General features: G+C 69.3%; 13 protein-coding genes. 8 read left to right on the top strand and 5 right to left on the bottom strand.

Features of this window, described 5'->3' with window-relative positions; all coding sequences use genetic code 11:
- Positions 1–18 precede the first annotated feature (18 nt).
- Genes ACYVOK_RS19895 through ACYVOK_RS19875 form a run of 5 tightly spaced genes read right to left on the bottom strand, consistent with a single transcriptional unit; the run spans position 19 to position 8,638 of the window.
- Positions 19–1,980 carry a heparinase II/III family protein gene (locus ACYVOK_RS19895; RefSeq protein ID WP_460663970.1) on the bottom strand — a complete coding sequence of 654 codons (1,962 nt, stop codon included), beginning with the start codon at positions 1,978–1,980 and terminating at the stop codon, positions 19–21.
- A complete protein-coding gene (locus ACYVOK_RS19890) occupies positions 1,977–4,163 on the bottom strand; it encodes a bi-domain-containing oxidoreductase (RefSeq protein WP_460663969.1) in 2,187 nt (728 codons plus the stop codon). Before ACYVOK_RS19890 ends, ACYVOK_RS19895 begins: the two co-directional genes overlap by 4 nt.
- A gap of 8 nt (positions 4,164–4,171) precedes the next feature.
- Complete coding sequence (gene asnB, locus ACYVOK_RS19885) at positions 4,172–6,091, bottom strand: asparagine synthase (glutamine-hydrolyzing) (protein WP_460663968.1); 1,920 nt, start codon at positions 6,089–6,091, stop codon at positions 4,172–4,174.
- Between the two features lies 1 nt (position 6,092).
- Positions 6,093–7,319 (bottom strand): glycosyltransferase family 4 protein, encoded by a 1,227-nt coding sequence (locus ACYVOK_RS19880; protein WP_460663967.1) that lies wholly within the window; start codon positions 7,317–7,319, stop codon positions 6,093–6,095.
- Entirely contained in the window at positions 7,316–8,638 is a 1,323-nt protein-coding gene (locus tag ACYVOK_RS19875) for a UDP-glucose dehydrogenase family protein (RefSeq protein ID WP_460663966.1), read from the bottom strand. Before ACYVOK_RS19875 ends, ACYVOK_RS19880 begins: the two co-directional genes overlap by 4 nt.
- A 176-nt stretch (positions 8,639–8,814) precedes the next feature.
- Here ACYVOK_RS19875 and ACYVOK_RS19870 point away from each other — a divergent pair, with 176 nt between their 5' ends.
- The 8 genes from ACYVOK_RS19870 to ACYVOK_RS19835 are packed head-to-tail and all read left to right on the top strand — an operon-like array spanning position 8,815 to position 17,309.
- The gene (locus ACYVOK_RS19870) at positions 8,815–9,891 is read left to right on the top strand and encodes an NAD-dependent epimerase/dehydratase family protein (protein WP_460663965.1); all 1,077 of its coding nucleotides are present in this window, start codon (positions 8,815–8,817) and stop codon (positions 9,889–9,891) included.
- Positions 9,891–11,135 carry a class I SAM-dependent methyltransferase gene (locus ACYVOK_RS19865; protein WP_460663964.1) on the top strand — a complete coding sequence of 415 codons (1,245 nt, stop codon included), beginning with the start codon at positions 9,891–9,893 and terminating at the stop codon, positions 11,133–11,135. Before ACYVOK_RS19870 ends, ACYVOK_RS19865 begins: the two co-directional genes overlap by 1 nt.
- A 32-nt stretch (positions 11,136–11,167) precedes the next feature.
- Positions 11,168–12,025: a glycosyltransferase family protein gene (locus tag ACYVOK_RS19860; protein ID WP_460663963.1), complete on the top strand. Its 858-nt coding sequence runs from the start codon at positions 11,168–11,170 to the stop codon at positions 12,023–12,025.
- Entirely contained in the window at positions 12,025–12,690 is a 666-nt protein-coding gene (locus tag ACYVOK_RS19855; RefSeq protein ID WP_460663962.1) for a PIG-L deacetylase family protein, read from the top strand. Before ACYVOK_RS19860 ends, ACYVOK_RS19855 begins: the two co-directional genes overlap by 1 nt.
- Positions 12,691–12,703: 13 nt before the next feature.
- Positions 12,704–13,825: a class I SAM-dependent methyltransferase gene (locus ACYVOK_RS19850; RefSeq protein WP_460663961.1), complete on the top strand. Its 1,122-nt coding sequence runs from the start codon at positions 12,704–12,706 to the stop codon at positions 13,823–13,825.
- A gap of 3 nt (positions 13,826–13,828) precedes the next feature.
- Positions 13,829–15,112, top strand: a complete 1,284-nt coding sequence (locus ACYVOK_RS19845) for a hypothetical protein (protein ID WP_460663960.1) — start codon at positions 13,829–13,831, stop codon at positions 15,110–15,112.
- Positions 15,109–16,053 (top strand): glycosyltransferase family 2 protein, encoded by a 945-nt coding sequence (locus ACYVOK_RS19840; RefSeq protein WP_460663959.1) that lies wholly within the window; start codon positions 15,109–15,111, stop codon positions 16,051–16,053. Before ACYVOK_RS19845 ends, ACYVOK_RS19840 begins: the two co-directional genes overlap by 4 nt.
- A 2-nt stretch (positions 16,054–16,055) precedes the next feature.
- Positions 16,056–17,309, top strand: a complete 1,254-nt coding sequence (locus ACYVOK_RS19835) for a polysaccharide pyruvyl transferase family protein (RefSeq protein WP_460663958.1) — start codon at positions 16,056–16,058, stop codon at positions 17,307–17,309.
- Positions 17,310–17,311 lie beyond the last annotated feature (2 nt).

The following is a 17,311-nucleotide window of genomic DNA, read 5'->3' as shown; positions in this document are numbered from 1 at the left end:
GATACAGATTGGCTCCGGTCAGGACCGGAACCGGAACGTGCTGACCGCGACGGAGTCGGGACCGAGGACGCCGGTGCCGACCAGGGTCGTGATCGGCACCTTGCGGCCGAATCGCGGCGAGTACCAGCCCAGCAACGGATCGTCCGCACCGGAGTGCGCGGTCCAGTTCAGGCCGTCCGGCAGTTCGGCCAGTGCCGACCCGTTCGGCCACTCCAGCCGCCCGGTCGTGCCGTCGAGGCGAACCGTCACGTCAGGCCCGAGATGCCACGCGATCCGTACGTCGGCCGTTCGGTCCAGCCGGTCCTCGACGCGGAGGGCGCCGTGGTCGAGGATCGCGGTACGGACGTGGGTGATCGGATCGTCCGCCATCCGGTAGCCGTCGTGCTCGGCCTCCCAGGTCGACACGTCGCCGTCGGCGGCGTAACGCCGTACGCGTCCTGTCGCACCGCGCAGCCACAGGAACGGGCCGCCCCAGATGGACTGCTCGGCACCTGCGACCTCGACGGTGTTGTGGGCGATGGTCGAGCGGAAGTAGTTCCGCCACTTCTCCTCGCCGTGGTAGCAGTACGTGCCCGGGTCGGCCAGGATGTCGACGCCGCCGACGCGGACCTCGAGCGAGAGCGCGTCACTGTGCGCGTGGGCCGCGATGGACAGGAACCCGTGCGGCCCGGCATCGGCGCGACACCAGATCTCCGGTCCCGCGTCCCGACTGCGCAGGATGGTGAGCCCGGCATCGGGGAAGTGGTCCGGTCGCTCGGCCGGGCGGTGCGGCTGTGTCCCGCGGACAAGAGTTCCCGCCAGTACGGCGGTCGCCGTCGGCGGACTCGACGGCCACCACGATGCCGGCCCGACCAGGGCAGCGCCGAGCGACAGGTACGCCGACCAGCTGTGCACGTCGGGTGGATCGAGGACGAGCACCATGCCCTCGTCGTCGTCGCCCTGACGAGGCGGGCGCAGCGTGCTGTCGACCATCGCCGCCGCCACGTCGAGCGTGCGGGTGAGCAGCGACCAGGTCTGCTGGCTCAGGGGATGACCGGCCTGGTCCGCCTCCAGAGCGGCGTACAGGCCGAGCTCGGAGACGAAGCGGTGGTAGTCGGTCGCGAGTTCACGGTTGACGCCGGACGGGAACGTGTTGGCGTCCAGCTCCTTCTCCAGCAGGGCGGCCGCGTCCGCACGCCACCTGTTGCTCTGCTTGAACCAGGGGAATGCACAGGTGCCCACCAACTGGCCGGCGGCCTCGGCGATCACGTGGTTGTTCGCCGAGGAGCCGTGGCTCTGGAAGGCGGCGAGGTAGCGCTGGTGCCAGTACAGCTGCCGCAGCGCGAGTTGGTTGTGCTCGAAGAGGTCGGTGACTTCCGGCCAGTCGTCGAGCAGCCGCCGGATCCAGGCCCAGCTGATCAGCCGGATGCCGATCTCGATCCCGCTCGCCCAGTGGACACCGGACAGGAACGGGTTCGAGCGCCACCAGTCGTTCAGGTGCTCGGCGACGCGATCGGCGTACGTGTCGTCATGGGTCAGGTACCAGGCCGCGGCCAGTTGCGTCAGGTGGTGGTGCCGGGAGAGCTCCCAGACCTGCTTGACGTTGCCGACCAGGTCCTCGTTGCGATGGTTGAGGCGAAACGTGTACAAGGACGGATCCGAGCGTCGGCCGGTGATCGGATCCAGGAACCAGTCCGGCGACTTCAGATCCGTCCGGTCGACGCCGAGGACCTCCAGCCTCCCGGCCAGGATCGCATCGGCGGTCGTGATGATCGCCTTGCGGGCTTCCTCCGGTACGGCGTCCGCCGCATGCCGAGGCAGGGTCGCCGGGAACGTCAGCTCCTTGCGCAGAGGCAACTGGCCCTTGGGGTCCTGCCCGGGCCGGACCTGTTGGTAGGCCCAGGCAGTACGCCGTACGTGGTCGCGGGTGCGCCAGACCAGCTCGGTGGGGGACATCCGGCGCAGACGACGGACGTACCAGCCCAGAGGCTGGCGGCTCATCCGTTCCACTGACCGGGTCCGTGGGCGGGGGACGGAAGCTGCTCGGCTTTGCCGCTGGCGAGGCTACGGTCCACCGCGATGGTCGCGCGGGTGGTGGCGATCAGCGAGTCGAACGGGATCGGCATCGGGCCGCCGGACCGCACCGCCGCGACGAACCGCTCGAGCTCGACCCGCTGGCCCTTGTCGGTGCCGCGCGACTTGCGCGTCGACGGCTTCCGGCCGGCCCACACCGATGCGCTCTGGAAGTTGTCGAGCCGGCCGTTGCGGCCGCCGCCGGTGATGTCGAGCGTCTCCTTCGGGAACCGGGAGTTGCCGCCGGCGACGTAGGTGATCGTGCCGACCGACCCGTTCGCGAACCGCAGGGTGACGATGACGTCACCGGCGTCCGGTCCCGGTACGGCGTACACCTCGGTGGGAAGGCTGTCGAGCCACCAGGAGAGCGTGTCGATGAAGTGACCGCCCTCACCGGCGAACCGGGTGCCTTCCTTGGTCTGGTCGAGGTACCAGCTGGATGGGTCGAGGCGGCCGGCGTTCACGAGGTAACGCAGTGAGGAGCCGCCGCCGGGGGTGCCGAAACGGTCGCGCAGATCGGTCAGCAGCGGCGCGAACCGCCGGTTGAACCCGACCATCAACCGATCGTTGCCGGTGGCAGCCACGGTCGCGACGATTCGATCCAGATCCTCGTCGGTCAACGCGAGCGGCTTCTCGACGAAGACAGCCTTTCCGGTCTCGAGCGCCCGGCAGGCGAGCTCCGCGTGCGTGCTGTGCCGGGTGACGACGAAGATCGCGTCCAGGCTCTCGTCGGTCAGCACCGCGTCGGCGTCGGTCGCGATCTGCTCGAAGCCGAACCGGCGCTGGGCATTGGCCGCCGACAACGACTTGTTGGTCGCCACATGAGCCAGCACGGCATCCTCGTTCTTCTGCAGATGCGGCAGCAGCATGCTCGAGGCGTAGTTGCCGGCGCCGACGAACCCGAGCCGAACAGCTCCAGTGGTCGGACTGGACGGCCGTGCAACCGAAGGTGTCTGCGGTGCGGTCTCCTGCTGAGGAACATCCGGGTACTCGAACAAGAACCCGACACCGGAGAATGCCCCCGACGACAACTGCTGGTAGACCTCCGTCGCGTCTGCGATGGGGAAGATTCTCGCGACCAGGGAGCCTACGTCGATCTGCTCGCGGGCGATCAGGTCGATGAAGCACTCGAGGTTGCGGCGTTCGGTCCAGCGGACGTAGCCGGCCGGGTAGTCGATGCCCTCGAGCTCGTAGCGGTCGTCGTACCGGCCGGGGCCGTAGGAGCGGGAGAACCGGACGTCCAGTTCCTTGTCGTAGTACGCGTTCCACGGCAGGTCGAGCCTGGTCTTGCCGATGTCGACGACCCGCGCGCGATCGCGGGCCAGCCGCGCGGCCGTCTCCACCGGACCGTTCGAGTGTCCACCGGCGGCCAGCAGGATGTGGTCCGCTCCCAGGCCGTTCGACGCCTCCAGCAACGACCGCTCCAGGGCCGCGATCCCGGCCTCGTCGGCCGACGAGCAGTGCAGCGCGCCCGCCTTCTCCGCCATCCGGCACCGGTCCTCGACCGTGTCGATGCCGAACACCCGCACCCCGGCCGCGACCAGCAGCCGGACCACCAGCTGCCCGACCAGGCCGAGCCCGATCACGACCGCGGTGTCACCGAGCTGGACCTCCGACTGCCGTACGCCGTGCATCGCGATCGCGCCGACCGTCGAGAACGCGGCCTGCTCCGGCGGTACGCCGTCCGGCACCGGAACACACAGGTTGACCGGCACCCAGTTGTACTCGGCGTGCAGAGCGAACTCGTTGCCCGCGGCAGCGACCAGCTGGCCGACGCTGAACTCCTCGGCCCCGGCGCCGACCTCGACCACCACACCGCACAGCGAGTAGCCCAGCGGCGTGTAGGAGTCGAGCTTGTTCATCACCTTCTTGTAGGTGTTCAGTGCACCCTGCTGGGCGACCGAGTCCAGCACCTTCCTGACCTGGTCCGGCCGGGCCCGAGCCTTGCCGAGCATCGACAGCTTGGCTTCGCCGACTTTCATCAGCTCGGTCCCGGTCGAGATCAGCGAGTAGAGCGAGCGGACCAGCACGCCTCCGGGCGCACAGGTGGGCGCAGGTACGTCGAGAACCGCCAGCTCACCGGACTTGTAATTCTGTGCAACCTGTTTCATGTCGTCCTTCACAGGGAGGTGATGGTCACGCCGAGGGAACGCATGTGGCGGGTCCAGGTCTCGAGGGTGAGGAGCTGCCAGATCTGCTTCGAGTAGTCCTGGCGTCCGGCCCGCTCGTCGTCGACCAGGCGCTGAACGGCCGACTGCTGGAGGAAGCCGCTGCCGACCAGTTCGCCGCGCAGCAGTACGTCGTCGACCAGTTCACGCAGGTCGTTGCGGACCCAGGCCCGCAGCGGCGCGCTGAACGACGCCTTCGGCCGGTAGATGATCTCCTTCGGCAACCAGGCCTCGGCCGCCTTCTTCAACGCGACCTTGCCCTGCCGCCGGCGTACCTTCTCGGTGCCCGGGATCGTGAACGCGGCCTGGACCACCATCGGGTCCACGAACGGCACGCGGACCTCGGTCGACGCGGCCATGCTGGACCGGTCGGTGTAGGCCAGGTTCAGCCCGGGCAGGAACATCCGCGCGTCGGCCAGGCACATCCGGTTCACATGGTCGTCGAGCGTGGTGTCGTGGTAGATGTCGCTGTGCTCGGCGAGCAGCTTCCCGACGTACGGCTCGAGGTCCGGACTCAGCAGGTCGGCGAGTTCGTCGCCGTCGTACATCGTGTAGCTGCGCCGGAACGCGGCCTCCTCGGGCAGATCCGCGAAGGTGAGGAACCGCTTCGCCCAGCGCGCGTACCGCAGTCCTCGACCGTTCGCGGTGACCGGCAGCCGCCGTACGGCGGGTCCGACCAGGCCGTTCCGCAGGACGCCGGGAAGCCGCTGGTACTGCGCTCCCATCACGCACGCGAGGTGTTTGCGGTAGCCGCCGAACAGCTCGTCGGCGCCCATCCCGGACAGCAGCACCTTCACGCCGGCGTCACGCGCCGCGTCGCACATCAGCAGCGTGTTGATCGCGGCCGGGTCGCCGATCGGCTCGTCGAGTACGTCGACGATGCGCGGGAGCAGCCCCACCACGTCGGGCGCGATCTCGATCTCGTGCAGGTCGATGCCGAACTGCTGTGCCACCTTGCGGGCGTAGATCGCGTCGTCCGGCATCGCCTCCAGCCGCTGATCCTGCGCGCGGAAGGTGATCGTGTACGAGTCGATCCCCGGGTCGAGGCGTTTGGCCAGCACCGTGACCAGGCTGGAATCGAGGCCGCCGCTGAGGAACGTCGACACCCCGACGTCGGCGACCAGGTGGGCGGCGACGGAGTCCTCGATCACCGAGCGCAGGTCGGCGCGCGGCCCGGCGGCCGCCTCGGTGGCGACGTCGGTCACCCGCCAGTACGTCTCGTGCCGGCTGCTGCCGTCCGGCCGGAACTCGGCCCACGAACCCGGCGGCAGCTTCTCCACGCCCTCGATCGCGCAGCGCTGCTCCGGCAGCCAGTAGTAGAGCATCGACGCGATCAGCGCACCGGGATCGGTCCGCAGCTCGGACCCGATCGCCGCGACCAGCGCCTTCAGCTCGGACGCGAAGATCACCCCGCCGTGGCGGCGCAGGAAGTACAGCGGCTTGATGCCGAGCGGGTCGCGGGCCAGGAACAGGCTGCCGCTGTCCTCGTCCAGCATCGCGAACGCGAACATGCCGCGGAACCGCGACAGCGCCGCCGGGCCCCACCGGCGCCAGGCCTCCAGCACCACCTCGGTGTCCGAGTGGGTCCGGAACGCGACACCGGCCCTGACCAGCTCGGCGCGCAGTTCCTTGTAGTTGTAGAGCTCCCCGTTGTAGCTGATGGTCAATCCGCGTTTGCTGAACGGCTGGTCCGCACCCGAGGACAGGTCGATGATCGACAGCCGGCGATGCGCCAGGTACGCCCGAACTTCGTCGTCCTCGAACCGGTACACGCCCTCGGCGTCCGGACCGCGGTGAGCGATGCGGTCGTTCATCGTCTCGGCCAGCGCGAGGCCGTCGTGCTGCTGGTAGCAGCCGGCGATGCCACACACGTCAGGACCCCGCGGCCTGGCGGACGTCGACCGCGCTCGAGTGACCCGTGAGCCGGTCGTACACCTGGACGTAGGCCTTCTGCTGGTGCTTCCAGGCGAGCACCTGCTCGGCCCGTTCGCGACCGAGCCGGCCCATCCGGCGGCGTCGTACCTCGTCGTCCAGCAGGTCGACGATCGCCTGGCCGTACTTCGTCACGTCGTTCGGCTCCACGTACACGGCGGCGTCGGCGGCCGACACCCTGGTCTCGACCAGATCGAAGGCGACGACCGGCAGCTCGAACGCCATGTACTCCATCGTCTTGTTCATCGTGGACACGTCGTTGAGGGGATTCTTCGGGTCCGGCGACAACCCGAGGTCGGCCGTCGACATCACCGCCCGGACCGTCTCGTCCGGCACCCGGCCGGTGAACTCGACATGCTCCTGCAGACCGAGCTCGTCGCGCAGCGCGACCACCTCGTCGAACGCGTCACCGCCGCCCATCAGCGTGAACGCGATGTCGGTCCGGCCGAGTTTGTTGACCACCACGTCGGCCGCCCGGACCACGATGTCGACACCGTCCTGCGGACCCATCACGCCGATGTAGGTGACCAGGTAGCGGTGACCGCGGCGGACCGACTCGTCGGGCGCGCCCCGGCGCAGCTTGTCCGGGTCGGGCCCGGTGCGTACGACGGTCACGTCGTGGTTGGCCTTCCCGCTGCGGGTGATCGCGATGTGGCGGTAGGAGTCGTTGGTCGAGATGACGTGGTCGGCGGTGCGGTGCGTGCGCCGTTCGAGCCAGCGCAGTCCCTTGTAGGCCGGACTCGTCGTACCACCGAAGCGGGACTGGAACAGCTCCGGGCACAGGTCGTGGTGGTCGAACACGAACCGCGTGCCGTCGAGGCGGCGCAGCAGCATCGCGATCGGCCAGAAGATGTCCGGCGGGTTGCACGCCTGCATCACCCGGAACTTGCCGGCCTTCCGGGCCCGCAGCACCAGCCGCAGCGTCATCAGGAACGAGTACGCGTACTCGGCGACGAAGCTGAGCTTGCTGCCACCGGGCGCGTACGCCTTGTACTTGTGCACGGTGATGCCGTCGAGGACCTGGTACGACGGGTCGTCCGGGCCTTTCGGGCACACGACGGTCACGTCGTACCCGGACGCCGCGAGGGCCTGGCACTCCAGCCAGACCCTGCGGTCGAACGGAACCCAGAGGTTCTGGATGATGATCAGGACGCGCGGACCGCTCACCAGCCAACTCCTTCGTATCCGGGCAGTGCCTCGATCTGGGCGCCGAGCCGGCCGCTCAGGTCGATGGTCCGAGCCGGCGGCGCGCTGAGAAGGGCACCGATCGCGGACGAGTCGGTGGCCGCGACCAGCGCCACGTCGGCGCCGCGCAGCGCCTCGGCCGGGTCGGCGGTGAGGACCCGCTGCAGGTGCGGCAGCTTGGACTGCACGTGCCGCAGGTTGGCTCCGACCAGGCGGCTCGGGTTCACGATCGCGTCGTAGATGCGCAGGTTGTAGCCCTTGCCGATCAGCCGCTCGGCCAGCTCGACACTCGGGCTCTCGCGCAGGTCGTCGGTCGCGGTCTTGAAGCTCAGGCCGAGCAGCGCGACCTCACGGCCCGGTCCGGCCACCACCCGGTCGACGACGTCGCGGACGGTCAGTTCGTTGGTCGTCAGCGTGCCGGCCAGCAGCGGCAGGTCGGTGTTGTTGACCCGGGCAAGGTGGAGCACCGAACGCAGGTCCTTCGGCAGGCAGGAACCGCCGAACGCGAAGCCCGGGCGCAGATAGTACGGCGAGATGTTGAGGGTGGTGTCCTGGACGAACAGCCGCATGACCTCGCGCGAGTCCACGCCGTAGTGCCGAAAGATGCGGCCCATTTCGTTCGCGAACGAGACCTTGGTCGCGTGGAACGCGTTGCAGGCGTACTTGAGTGCCTCCGCGGTCCGCACCTCGACCACCTGCACCTCCGTGGGGAGGAAACCGAACAGGTCGGTCAGAGCGGTACCGACGCGCGGGTTCCCGGTGCCGACCACGACGAACGGCGGGTCGTAGAAGTCGGCGAGCCCGGATCCTTCCCGCAGGAACTCCGGGCACATCGCCGTACCGAAGGTGAAGTCGCCGGACGCCGGCACCTCGGCCAGCACCCGCTCGACGACGCCGTCGACCGTGCCGGGCGGGACGGTGCTGCGGACCACGATGCTGTGGAAACCCGACGCCGGCGGCGCGACCACACCGGCCGCCTCCGCGATGTCGCGGACCGCGCGCCGGATGTAGGTCAGGTCGGTGCTGCCGCTGGGCGTCGACGGCGTACCCACACAGATCAGCGAAACGTCCGCTCCGTCCAGGGCGAGCCGTGGATCGGTGGTCGCGTGCAGTCTGCCCGCGGTGACTCCTTGCGCCACCAGTTCGTCCAGGCCGGGTTCGACCACCGGGCTGTGTCCCTCGGTGATCGGTCCGACCTTCGCGGTGTCGACGTCCACCCCCCAGACGTCGTGGCCGTTGGCAGCCAGACACGCCGCCGTCACCGACCCCACATAGCCCAAGCCGAATACGGCAACCTTCATAACGCCCCCCAATTGAGCGTGAAACTCCCCGGTGCTGCTGTCAGCCCTCTATGGAGCACCGACCAGCCGGCGCTGATACATCCGGCTTCCGGAATCGGATTCGGGCCGGATGTATCAGGCGCTTGGTTCGGTGATCTGTTGTAGCGACGACGGAGCCGAGCGGAGGAGTGGGGCGGATGAGGGTTCTGGTCACCGGGGATCGCGGTTACATCGGGGCCGTGATGGTGCCGTTTCTGCGGGCGGCGGGGCATCAGGTCGACGGGCTCGACACCGGGCTGTACGAGGGGTGCGACCTGCTCGGCGGGCCCGACCCGATCGGCTCCCGCAGGCCGCGCGACATGCGTGACGTCGGCCCGGCCGACCTGCAGGGGTACGACGCCGTCGTCTGCCTGGCAGCGCTGTCCAACGACCCGCTCGGCCACCTGAACCGCGACGCGACGTACTCGGTCAACCTGGACGGCACCCTCAGGGTCGCCCAGGCGGCCAAGGACGCCGGCGTCGAGCGGTTCCTGTTCGCCTCCTCCTGCAGCCTGTACGGCGCGGCCGGCTCCGAAGCGGTCGCCGAGGACGCCGAGCTGTTCCCGGTCACGCCGTACGGCGAGACCAAGGCGCTGGCCGAGAAGGAACTGTCCAAGCTCGCCGACGACAACTTCAGCCCGACCTACCTACGCAACGCCACCGCGTACGGCGCCTCCACCCGGCTGCGCCTCGACATCGTGGTGAACAATCTGACCGCGATCGCGATGACGAGCGGCCAGGTCCGGCTGGAGAGCGACGGCACGCCGTGGCGGCCGCTGGTGCACATCGAGGACATCAGCCGGGCGTTCCTGACGGTGCTCGAGTCGCCCCGCGACGTGATCCACGACGAGGCGTTCAACGTCGGCCGGTCCGAGGACGTGGTCCAGGTCCGCGACATCGCCGAGATGGTCCGCGACGCCGTACCGGGCTCGACCCTGTCGATCGCCGCGGGAGCCGGGCCGGACCTGCGCAACTACAAGGTCGACTTCAGCAAGCTCGACGACACCTTCCCGGACCTGCGGCTGCAGTGGACGGTACGCAAGGGCGTCGACGAGCTCGCCGCCGCCTACGAGCGGCACGGTCTGACGCAGGCGGACTTCGACTCCGCGCAGTTCGTCCGGCTGCGCCGCATCCGGCAACTGCTGTCGGCGGGCCTGGTCGACGACCAGCTGCGCCGGCTGACCGACGACCAGTTCCCAGGTCCTGGGGACGCACTTTTCGAGGAGAAGCACTGATGGGGGAGCCAGTCGCCTGCCGCCTCTGTGGCGAGCCTTTGACCCGGACGTTCGTCGACCTGGGGATGTCGCCGCCGTGCGAGAGCTACCTGCGGGCCGACCAGCTCGACAGCGGCGAGACGTTCTACCCGCTGAACGTCCGCATCTGTGACAACTGCCTGCTGGTCCAGCTGCCGGCGTACGTCGCGGCCGACGACGTGTTCAGCGACTACCTGTACTTCTCGTCGTACTCGACCAGCTGGGTGGAGCACGCCCGCCGGTTCGTCGTCGACATGCAGGAGCGCCTCGGGCTCGGCCCGGAGAGCCTGATCGTCGAGGCCGCCAGCAACGACGGCTACCTGCTGCAGCACGCGGTGGCGCTCGGTATCCCGGTGCTCGGCATCGAGCCGGCCGCGAACATCGCCGCGATCGCCAACGAGAAGGGCATCCGGACCGAGAGCTACTTCCTCGGTGAGGAGACCGGCCGGGACGCGGCCGCGCGGCACGGCAAGGCGGACCTCGTCGTCGGCAACAACGTGTTCGCGCACGTGCCGGACATCGTCGACTTCGCCAAGGGCCTGCGGGCGCTGGTGAAGGACGACGGCCTGGTGTCGCTGGAGTTCCCGCATCTGCTCCGGCTGATCGAAGGCCGCCAGTACGACACGATCTACCACGAGCACTACTCGTACCTGACCTTGAAGACCGCCGCGGCCGCACTGGAGAAGGCCGGCCTGAAGGTGGTCGACGTCCAGGAGCTGGTCAGCCACGGCGGTTCGCTGCGGCTGATGTCGCAGCCGATGGATACTCCTGCAGCGACGGCGGGGGAGCCCTCAGAACTAGTGCTGAAGGTCCTGAAGGACGAAGAGGACGCAGGGCTGCACACGGTCGAGGGACACGCCGGGTTCGCCAAGGACGTGTTTGCGATCAAGGCCGACTTGGTGTCGTTCCTGGTCGGGGCGGCCCGGGCCGGCAAGTCCGTCGCCGGGTACGGCGCTCCCGGCAAGGGGAACACGCTGCTGAACCACTGCGGCATCCGTGAGGACCTGCTGCCGTTCACAGTCGACCGCAGTCCGCACAAGCACGGCCTGTTCCTGCCCGGTACGCACATCCCGATCCATCCGCCGGAGCGGCTGGCCGAGGCGCGCCCGGACTACATCGTGATCCTGCCGTGGAACCTGCGCGACGAGATCGTGCACCAGCTGGGCTACGCACGGGAGTGGGGCGCGAAGTTCGTCGTACCCATCCCGCGCCTCGAAGTGATCTGACGCGACAGCGTGTCTGTGGGGGAGGGAAAGCAATGAAGGTCGTGATCTTCTGTGGGGGGTTCGGGCTGCGGATGCGCAGCGGGGTGGACTCCGCACCGAAACCGATGATGACGATCGGCGACCGGCCGGTCCTGTGGCACGTGATGCGCTACTACGCGCACTTCGGGCACACCGAGTTCATCCTGTGCCTGGGCTTCGGCGGCTCGGCGGTCAAGGAGTACTTCCTGCGGTACGACGAGACCGTCTCGAACGACTTCGTGATGACCAAGGGCGGGCAGCGGATCGAGCTGCTCGACTCCGATATCAGCGAGTGGAAGATCACCTTCGTCGACACCGGCATCGACACCTCGATCGGCGAGCGCCTGCGCCGGGTCCGGCCGTACCTGGAGGACGACGACGCCTTCCTGGCCAACTACGGCGATGTGCTGACCGACGCGCCGATGGACAAGATCGTCGACCACGTGATGACCAGCGACGTCACCGCCAGCCTGCTCGCGGTCCCGCCGCAGGCGTCCTTCCACGTGGTCGAGTTCGGCGCCGACGCCCGGATCAACGGGCTGCGCTCGGCGGCCGACCTGAACATGTGGATCAACGGCGGCTACTTCGTGATCAAGAAGGAGATCTTCGACGTCCTGCACGAGGACGAGGACCTCGTCGGCGACGCGTTCCCGCGGCTGTCCGCGATGCGCAAGCTGGAGGCGATCCCGCACCACGGCTTCTGGGCGCCGATGGACACGCTCAAAGAGCGCAGCCAGCTCGAGGAGCTGTACCGGTCAGGCAAGAAGCCGTGGGCGCTGTGGAGCCACGACACCCGCCAGCAGCGTGCGCAGGTGCTGGACAAGGCCCTGGAGCCGCCGGGCGACGACGCGCCTGTCGTGAGGGCGATCTGATGCTGCCGTTCCAGCTCGACCTGATCGAGCGCCCGGTCCACCTGGTGGCCCTGGGCGCTCATCCGGACGACATCGAGATCGGCTGCGGCGGCACGTTGCTCAAGCTGGCCGAGTCGGTCCCGGAGCTGACCGCCGAGTTCGTCATCGCGACCGGAAGCACGCTCCGGCTCGAGGAGGCCCGCCGCGCCGCGGAACTGTTCCTGCCCGAGTGCGAGGTGACCGTCACCTCGGCGGACCTGCCCGACGGCCGGCTGCCGTCGTACTGGAACGAGACCAAGGAGTTGCTCGAGGCAACCGCGAGCGGGGGCCGGGCCGAGGGGGGCCGGCGTCCCGACCTGGTGCTGGCGCCGAGCCGCACCGACGCGCACCAGGACCACCGCCTGATCGCCGAACTGGCGCCGACGGTGTGGCGGGACCACCTGGTGCTGCACTACGAGATCCCCAAGTGGGACGGAGACTTCAGCCGGCCGTGGCTGTACGTCGACCTGACCGAGGAGCAGCTGCGGGAGAAGATCACCCGGCTGCACAAGGCCTACCCGTCCCAGGTCGCGCACGACTGGTTCGACGAAGAGGTCTTCGCCGGGCTGGCCCGGCTGCGCGGGATGGAGTGCCGGGCGCAGTACGCCGAAGCGTTCACCACGGCCAAAGCGAGGTTGACATGGTGACCGAGGGGGACAAGTGAGCTTCAACTGTCGTGGGTGCGCGGGGCAGAACGTCGTACCGGTGGTGGATCTCGGTGCGCAGCCGTGTGCCGACTACTTCCCGACCGCGGAAACGCCCGGCCCGGATCCGCGCTGGCCGCTCGAGCTGTGGCTGTGCCGTGACTGCACACTGGTCCAGCTCGGCCCGGTCGAGCCGCAGTTGCCCGAGCCGCCGCTGGCGGTCGAGTCCGCGACGAGCATCGCGCACGCCGAGTCGTCGGTGAAGGAACTGCTGCGGGACTACCCGGAGCTGACCGGCGGGGTGGTGTTCGAGTTCGCCAGCCACCACGGCGGTTCGTGGCTCGAGCACTTGTACGCCGCCGGTTGCCGGCTGGCCGGTGACGGCGAGAAGGCCGACCTCGTGGTCGACGTGCACGGCATCGCGCATGAGCCGGCCGTCGGCGAGATGATGAGGCTGCGCGCGGACCGGCTGGCACCGGGCGGCCTGCTGGTGCTGGAGTTCCACCACCTGCTGCCGCTGTTCATCGGGAACCAGTTCGACACCATCCGGCACGGCCACTGGTCGTACCTGTCGCTCGGTGCGGTCACCCGGCTCGCCGCCCTGCACGGCCTGGCGGTCGAGTCGGTCAAGCAGGTCGACATGTTCGGCGGCAGCCTGATGGTCATGCTGCGGCACGCCGGCGAGGCCGAGCCGGACGCGTCGGTCGCCGTACTGCAGGAGGACGAGGACGCGGCCGGCATCGCCGACGAGGTCCAGCTCGCCAGCCTGCAGGACGCGGCCTGGCACGCGGCCGGTGCGCTGCACGACGAACTGACCCGCCACAAGGCCGCCGGCCGGACGGTGCTCGGGTACGGCGCTCCCTCGAAGGCACCCGTGTTGCTCGACCTCAGCAAGGTCGGCACGGACCTGTTGCCGTTCACGGTCGACGCGGCACCGGGCAAGCACGGCCGCCGGATTCCCGGTGGGTGTGGGGTCCCGATCCGGCCGATCGAGGAACTGCGGGCCGCCAGGCCGGACGTCGTTCTGGTGCTCACCTGGGACATCGCCGACGAGGTCATCTCCCAACTCGAATCCGGTGGCGGCTGGGGTGCGACGTACCTCGTCCCGCTGCCCGAGCCGCACGAAGTCGTGGGCTGACCGATGCGAGGGGTGCTGCGCCGCGTCACCTGGGGGCTCGCCGATCAGGCGGTGACGAGCCTGGTGAGCTTCGTGGTGGGCATCGTCGTGGCACGGTCGCTGGGCGCGCTGGAGTTCGGCGCGTTCAGCCTGGCCTGGGTGACGTACGGCGTGGCGGTCAACATCTCGCGCGGCCTGGCGACCGATCCGCTGGCGGTGCGGTTCAGTGGCGTCGAGCGACCGGTCTGGCGGGCCGCGGTGGCCAGATCCTCCGGTATGGCGATCGTGGTCGGCCTCGTCACCGGCCTGATCTGCGCCGCCGTCGGCGCGTCGCTCGGCGGGCGGGCCGGTGTCGCATTCATTGCCTTGGGCATCGTCTTGCCGGGGCTGATGCTGCAGGACAGCTGGCGGTTCGCGTTCTTCGCGTCGGGGCAGGGCGGCAAGGCGTTCGTCAGCGACATCACCTGGGCAGTCACCCTGGTGCCGTTGCTGTACCTGGCGTCCCGCGAGCCCAGCGTCACCAGGTTCGTGCTGGCCTGGGGCGGTGCGGGGGTGCTCGCGGCGCTCGTGAGCGGTGTGCAGGCCGGTGTCGTGCCACGGGTGTCCCAGGCGCGGCGCTGGCTGCTCGAGCACCGTGATCTGGGCCTGCGGTACCTGGCCGAGAACCTGACCATCAGCAGCGCCTATCAGCTCCGGATGTACGGACTCGGGGCGTTCGCAGGCGTCGCCGCGGTCGGCACGGTCCGTGGCGCGGAGATGTTGCTGGGGCCGTTCTTCATCGTGCTCTCGGGCGTCGGGCTGGTCGCGGTGCCGGAGGCGGCGAGGATGCTCCGTCGATCGGTGCGGGCACTCGGCGTGTTCTGCCTGCTGCTCGGAGGTGCCCAGGCTGTGGCGGCGCTGGCCTGGGGACTGCTCCTGCTGCTTGCCCTGCCGGACGCCTGGGGCCACGCGGTGCTCGGCGAGGTCTGGCTGACCGCGTCGGCGTTGGTGCTGCCGACAACCTTGTCGGTGATGCACGCCGGCTTCAACACCGGTGCCGCGGCCGGCCTGCGGGCGCTCGGCGTGGCCCGGCGCAGTCTCAAGGCCCAACTCTGGGCCGCCGCGTTCTACCTGGTCGGCGGGATCACCGGTGGCGCGGTGGGCGGTGCGCTCGGCTCGGCGTGGGGAGCCGCGGGCGCGACGTTCGCCAGCGCCTTCGTCTGGTGGTGGACCCTTCGGGTCGGCATCAGGGAGCGCCGCGACGAGCTGGAAGTGGAGCCGGTCGGAGCGACCGGCCGGCACGACATTCCTGAAATGAGGAGCACATGAACGCCGTTCCGCGGCTGAGCATCGGCCTGCCGGTCTACAACGGGGAGAAGTACCTGACCGAGTCCCTGGACGCTCTGCTCGGACAGAGCTACGGCGACTTCCGGCTGATCATCTCCGACAACGCGTCGACCGACGCCACCGAGGAGATCTGCCGCGAGTACCTGGCGAAGGACTCGCGGATCAGTTACTTCCGGCAGCCGGTCAACATCGGCGCCACGCCGAACCACAACTACTGCTTCGAGCAGTCCGCAACCGAGCTGTTCAAGTGGGCGTCGTACGACGATCTCTACAGCCGGGACCTGTTGAAGCGGTGCATCGAGGCACTCGACGACGACCCGTACCTGGTGCTCGCGCACGCCCACCAGGCCATCATCGACGGTGCCGGCGACATCGTGCTGAAGGTCGACTATCCGCTCGACACCGCCAATCCGCACGCACCGGACCGGTTCCGCAGTCTGCTGTTCGACGTCGGCGGTGACGACTTCTACGGCGTGATGCGCTCCGACATCCTGCGCCGTACGCCGCTGAACGGCAGCTACCACCACTCCGACCGGACGATCATGGCCGAGCTGGCGCTGTACGGACGGTTCCACCAGGTGCCCGAACTGCTGTTCTTCCGCCGGGACCACCCGGACCGGGCCGAGCGGGCCAAACCGACCATCCGCTCCCGGTCGGCGAACATGGAGCCGCGCCGGGCCAGCCGGCTGTGGCACCCGACCGCCCGGCTGCTGGCCGAGTACGTCGGCGGCTTCGTCGGCGGGATCCAGCGTGCGCCGCTGTCTGCCGCCGACCGGCGCGAGTGCTACGGCCACCTGCTGCGCTGGATGGCCAGCCGTGCGGTACGCCGCTCGACCGGCCGGATCGAGGACACCGCGCCGGCGTCGCCGCCCACCGCGATCCCGGACACCTCCGAGGTCGCCGGCCGCCGGGAGGACTTGTAGGCATGGACAGCGCAGGAAGGCCGCCGCGGGTCGCCTTCTTCGGTCTGCTCGGATCCGGCAACCTCGGCAACCACGGCTCGCTCGACGCGATGCTGACCTTCGTCCGGACCAGGCATCCGGAGGCGGAGATCAGCTGCGTGTGCGCCGGGCCGGAGGAACTGGAGCGGCAGTACGGCATCCCGTCGGTCGCCATCGCCTGGTATCAGCAGCACGGCCCGGGCCGCAACCGGCTCGAGTCCGTGGCCCTCAAGGTATTCGGCAAGGCGGCGGACGTGGTGCGGATGCCGCTGCTGCTGCGCCGGTACGACGTGGTGATCGTGCCCGGCATGGGAGTCTTCGAGACCACGCTGGAGCTGCGGCCGTGGGGCTGGCCGTACGCACTGTTCCTGATGTCGCTGTCCGCGCGGCTGACCGGCGCGAGGACCGCGTTCGTGAACGTGGGCGCGAACGTGGCGCGCGAACGCTCGATCCGCCGGCTGTTCACGGGGGCCGCGCGACTGGCGTCGTACCGCTCCTATCGGGACGAGTACTCCCGGGACGCGATGCGGACGATGGGTCTCGACACCAGCCGGGACGAGGTCTACCCGGATCTCGCCTTCGCCTTGCCGGAGCCCGTTGCCGTCGACAACCAGCACCGCACTGTCGGCCTTGGAGTGATGGCGTACCACGGCACGAACGCCGACCGCGCCCGGGCGGACGAGATCTACGCGGAGTACACCGCCAAGATCGTCGAGTTCGCCAGATGGCTGGTGGACGCGGGTTACCGCGTCAGGCTCGTCACCGGCGACCCGTCCGACCGGTCCGTGGTCGAGGCGGTGTACGACGACCTGCGCCGAACCCGGCCGGAGCTGGTCGAGGAGCGGCTGATCGACGAGCCGGCCGAGTCGCTCGGTGAACTGATGCAGCAGCTGGCCGGGGTCGATCTGGTGGTCGCGTCGAGGTACCACAACGTGCTGTCGGCGCTGAAGCTGGCGAAGCCGACCATCTCGATCAGCTACGGGACGAAGAGCGACGTCGTGATGGAGCAGATGCGGCTGGCCGAGTTCCGGCAGCCGATCCAGAGCCTCGACGTACCGCGGCTGATCGACCAGTTCCGGGCGCTCGAGGCCCGCGCGTCCTCGGTCGTGCCGGCCCTGCGAGCCAGGAACGCCGAGTACGCCGAGGCACTCGAGCGGCAGTACGACGTACTGTCCGCGGCGTTGTTCGGGGCCGGCACGGCGCCGCGCGTCGCGGTGGACATCGAGCAGGGGGAGTGACG

It is taken from the genome of Kribbella swartbergensis (assembly GCF_054784135.1).
This window is presented reverse-complemented; position numbering and strand designations above follow the sequence as displayed.

Bases quoted from the DNA above. Each gene is read 5' to 3' on its own strand.
- ACYVOK_RS19895 (WP_460663970.1), bottom strand. From the start codon at position 1,980: ATGAGCCGCCAGCCTCTGGGCTGGTACGTCCGTCGTCTGCGCCGGATG.
- ACYVOK_RS19890 (WP_460663969.1), bottom strand. From the start codon at position 4,163: ATGAAACAGGTTGCACAGAATTACAAGTCCGGTGAGCTGGCGGTTCTC.
- ACYVOK_RS19875 (WP_460663966.1), bottom strand. From the start codon at position 8,638: ATGAAGGTTGCCGTATTCGGCTTGGGCTATGTGGGGTCGGTGACGGCG.
- ACYVOK_RS19870 (WP_460663965.1), top strand. From the start codon at position 8,815: ATGAGGGTTCTGGTCACCGGGGATCGCGGTTACATCGGGGCCGTGATG.
- ACYVOK_RS19865 (WP_460663964.1), top strand. From the start codon at position 9,891: ATGGGGGAGCCAGTCGCCTGCCGCCTCTGTGGCGAGCCTTTGACCCGG.
- ACYVOK_RS19860 (WP_460663963.1), top strand. From the start codon at position 11,168: ATGAAGGTCGTGATCTTCTGTGGGGGGTTCGGGCTGCGGATGCGCAGC.
- ACYVOK_RS19855 (WP_460663962.1), top strand. From the start codon at position 12,025: ATGCTGCCGTTCCAGCTCGACCTGATCGAGCGCCCGGTCCACCTGGTG.
- ACYVOK_RS19845 (WP_460663960.1), top strand. From the start codon at position 13,829: ATGCGAGGGGTGCTGCGCCGCGTCACCTGGGGGCTCGCCGATCAGGCG.
- ACYVOK_RS19840 (WP_460663959.1), top strand. From the start codon at position 15,109: ATGAACGCCGTTCCGCGGCTGAGCATCGGCCTGCCGGTCTACAACGGG.
- ACYVOK_RS19835 (WP_460663958.1), top strand. From the start codon at position 16,056: ATGGACAGCGCAGGAAGGCCGCCGCGGGTCGCCTTCTTCGGTCTGCTC.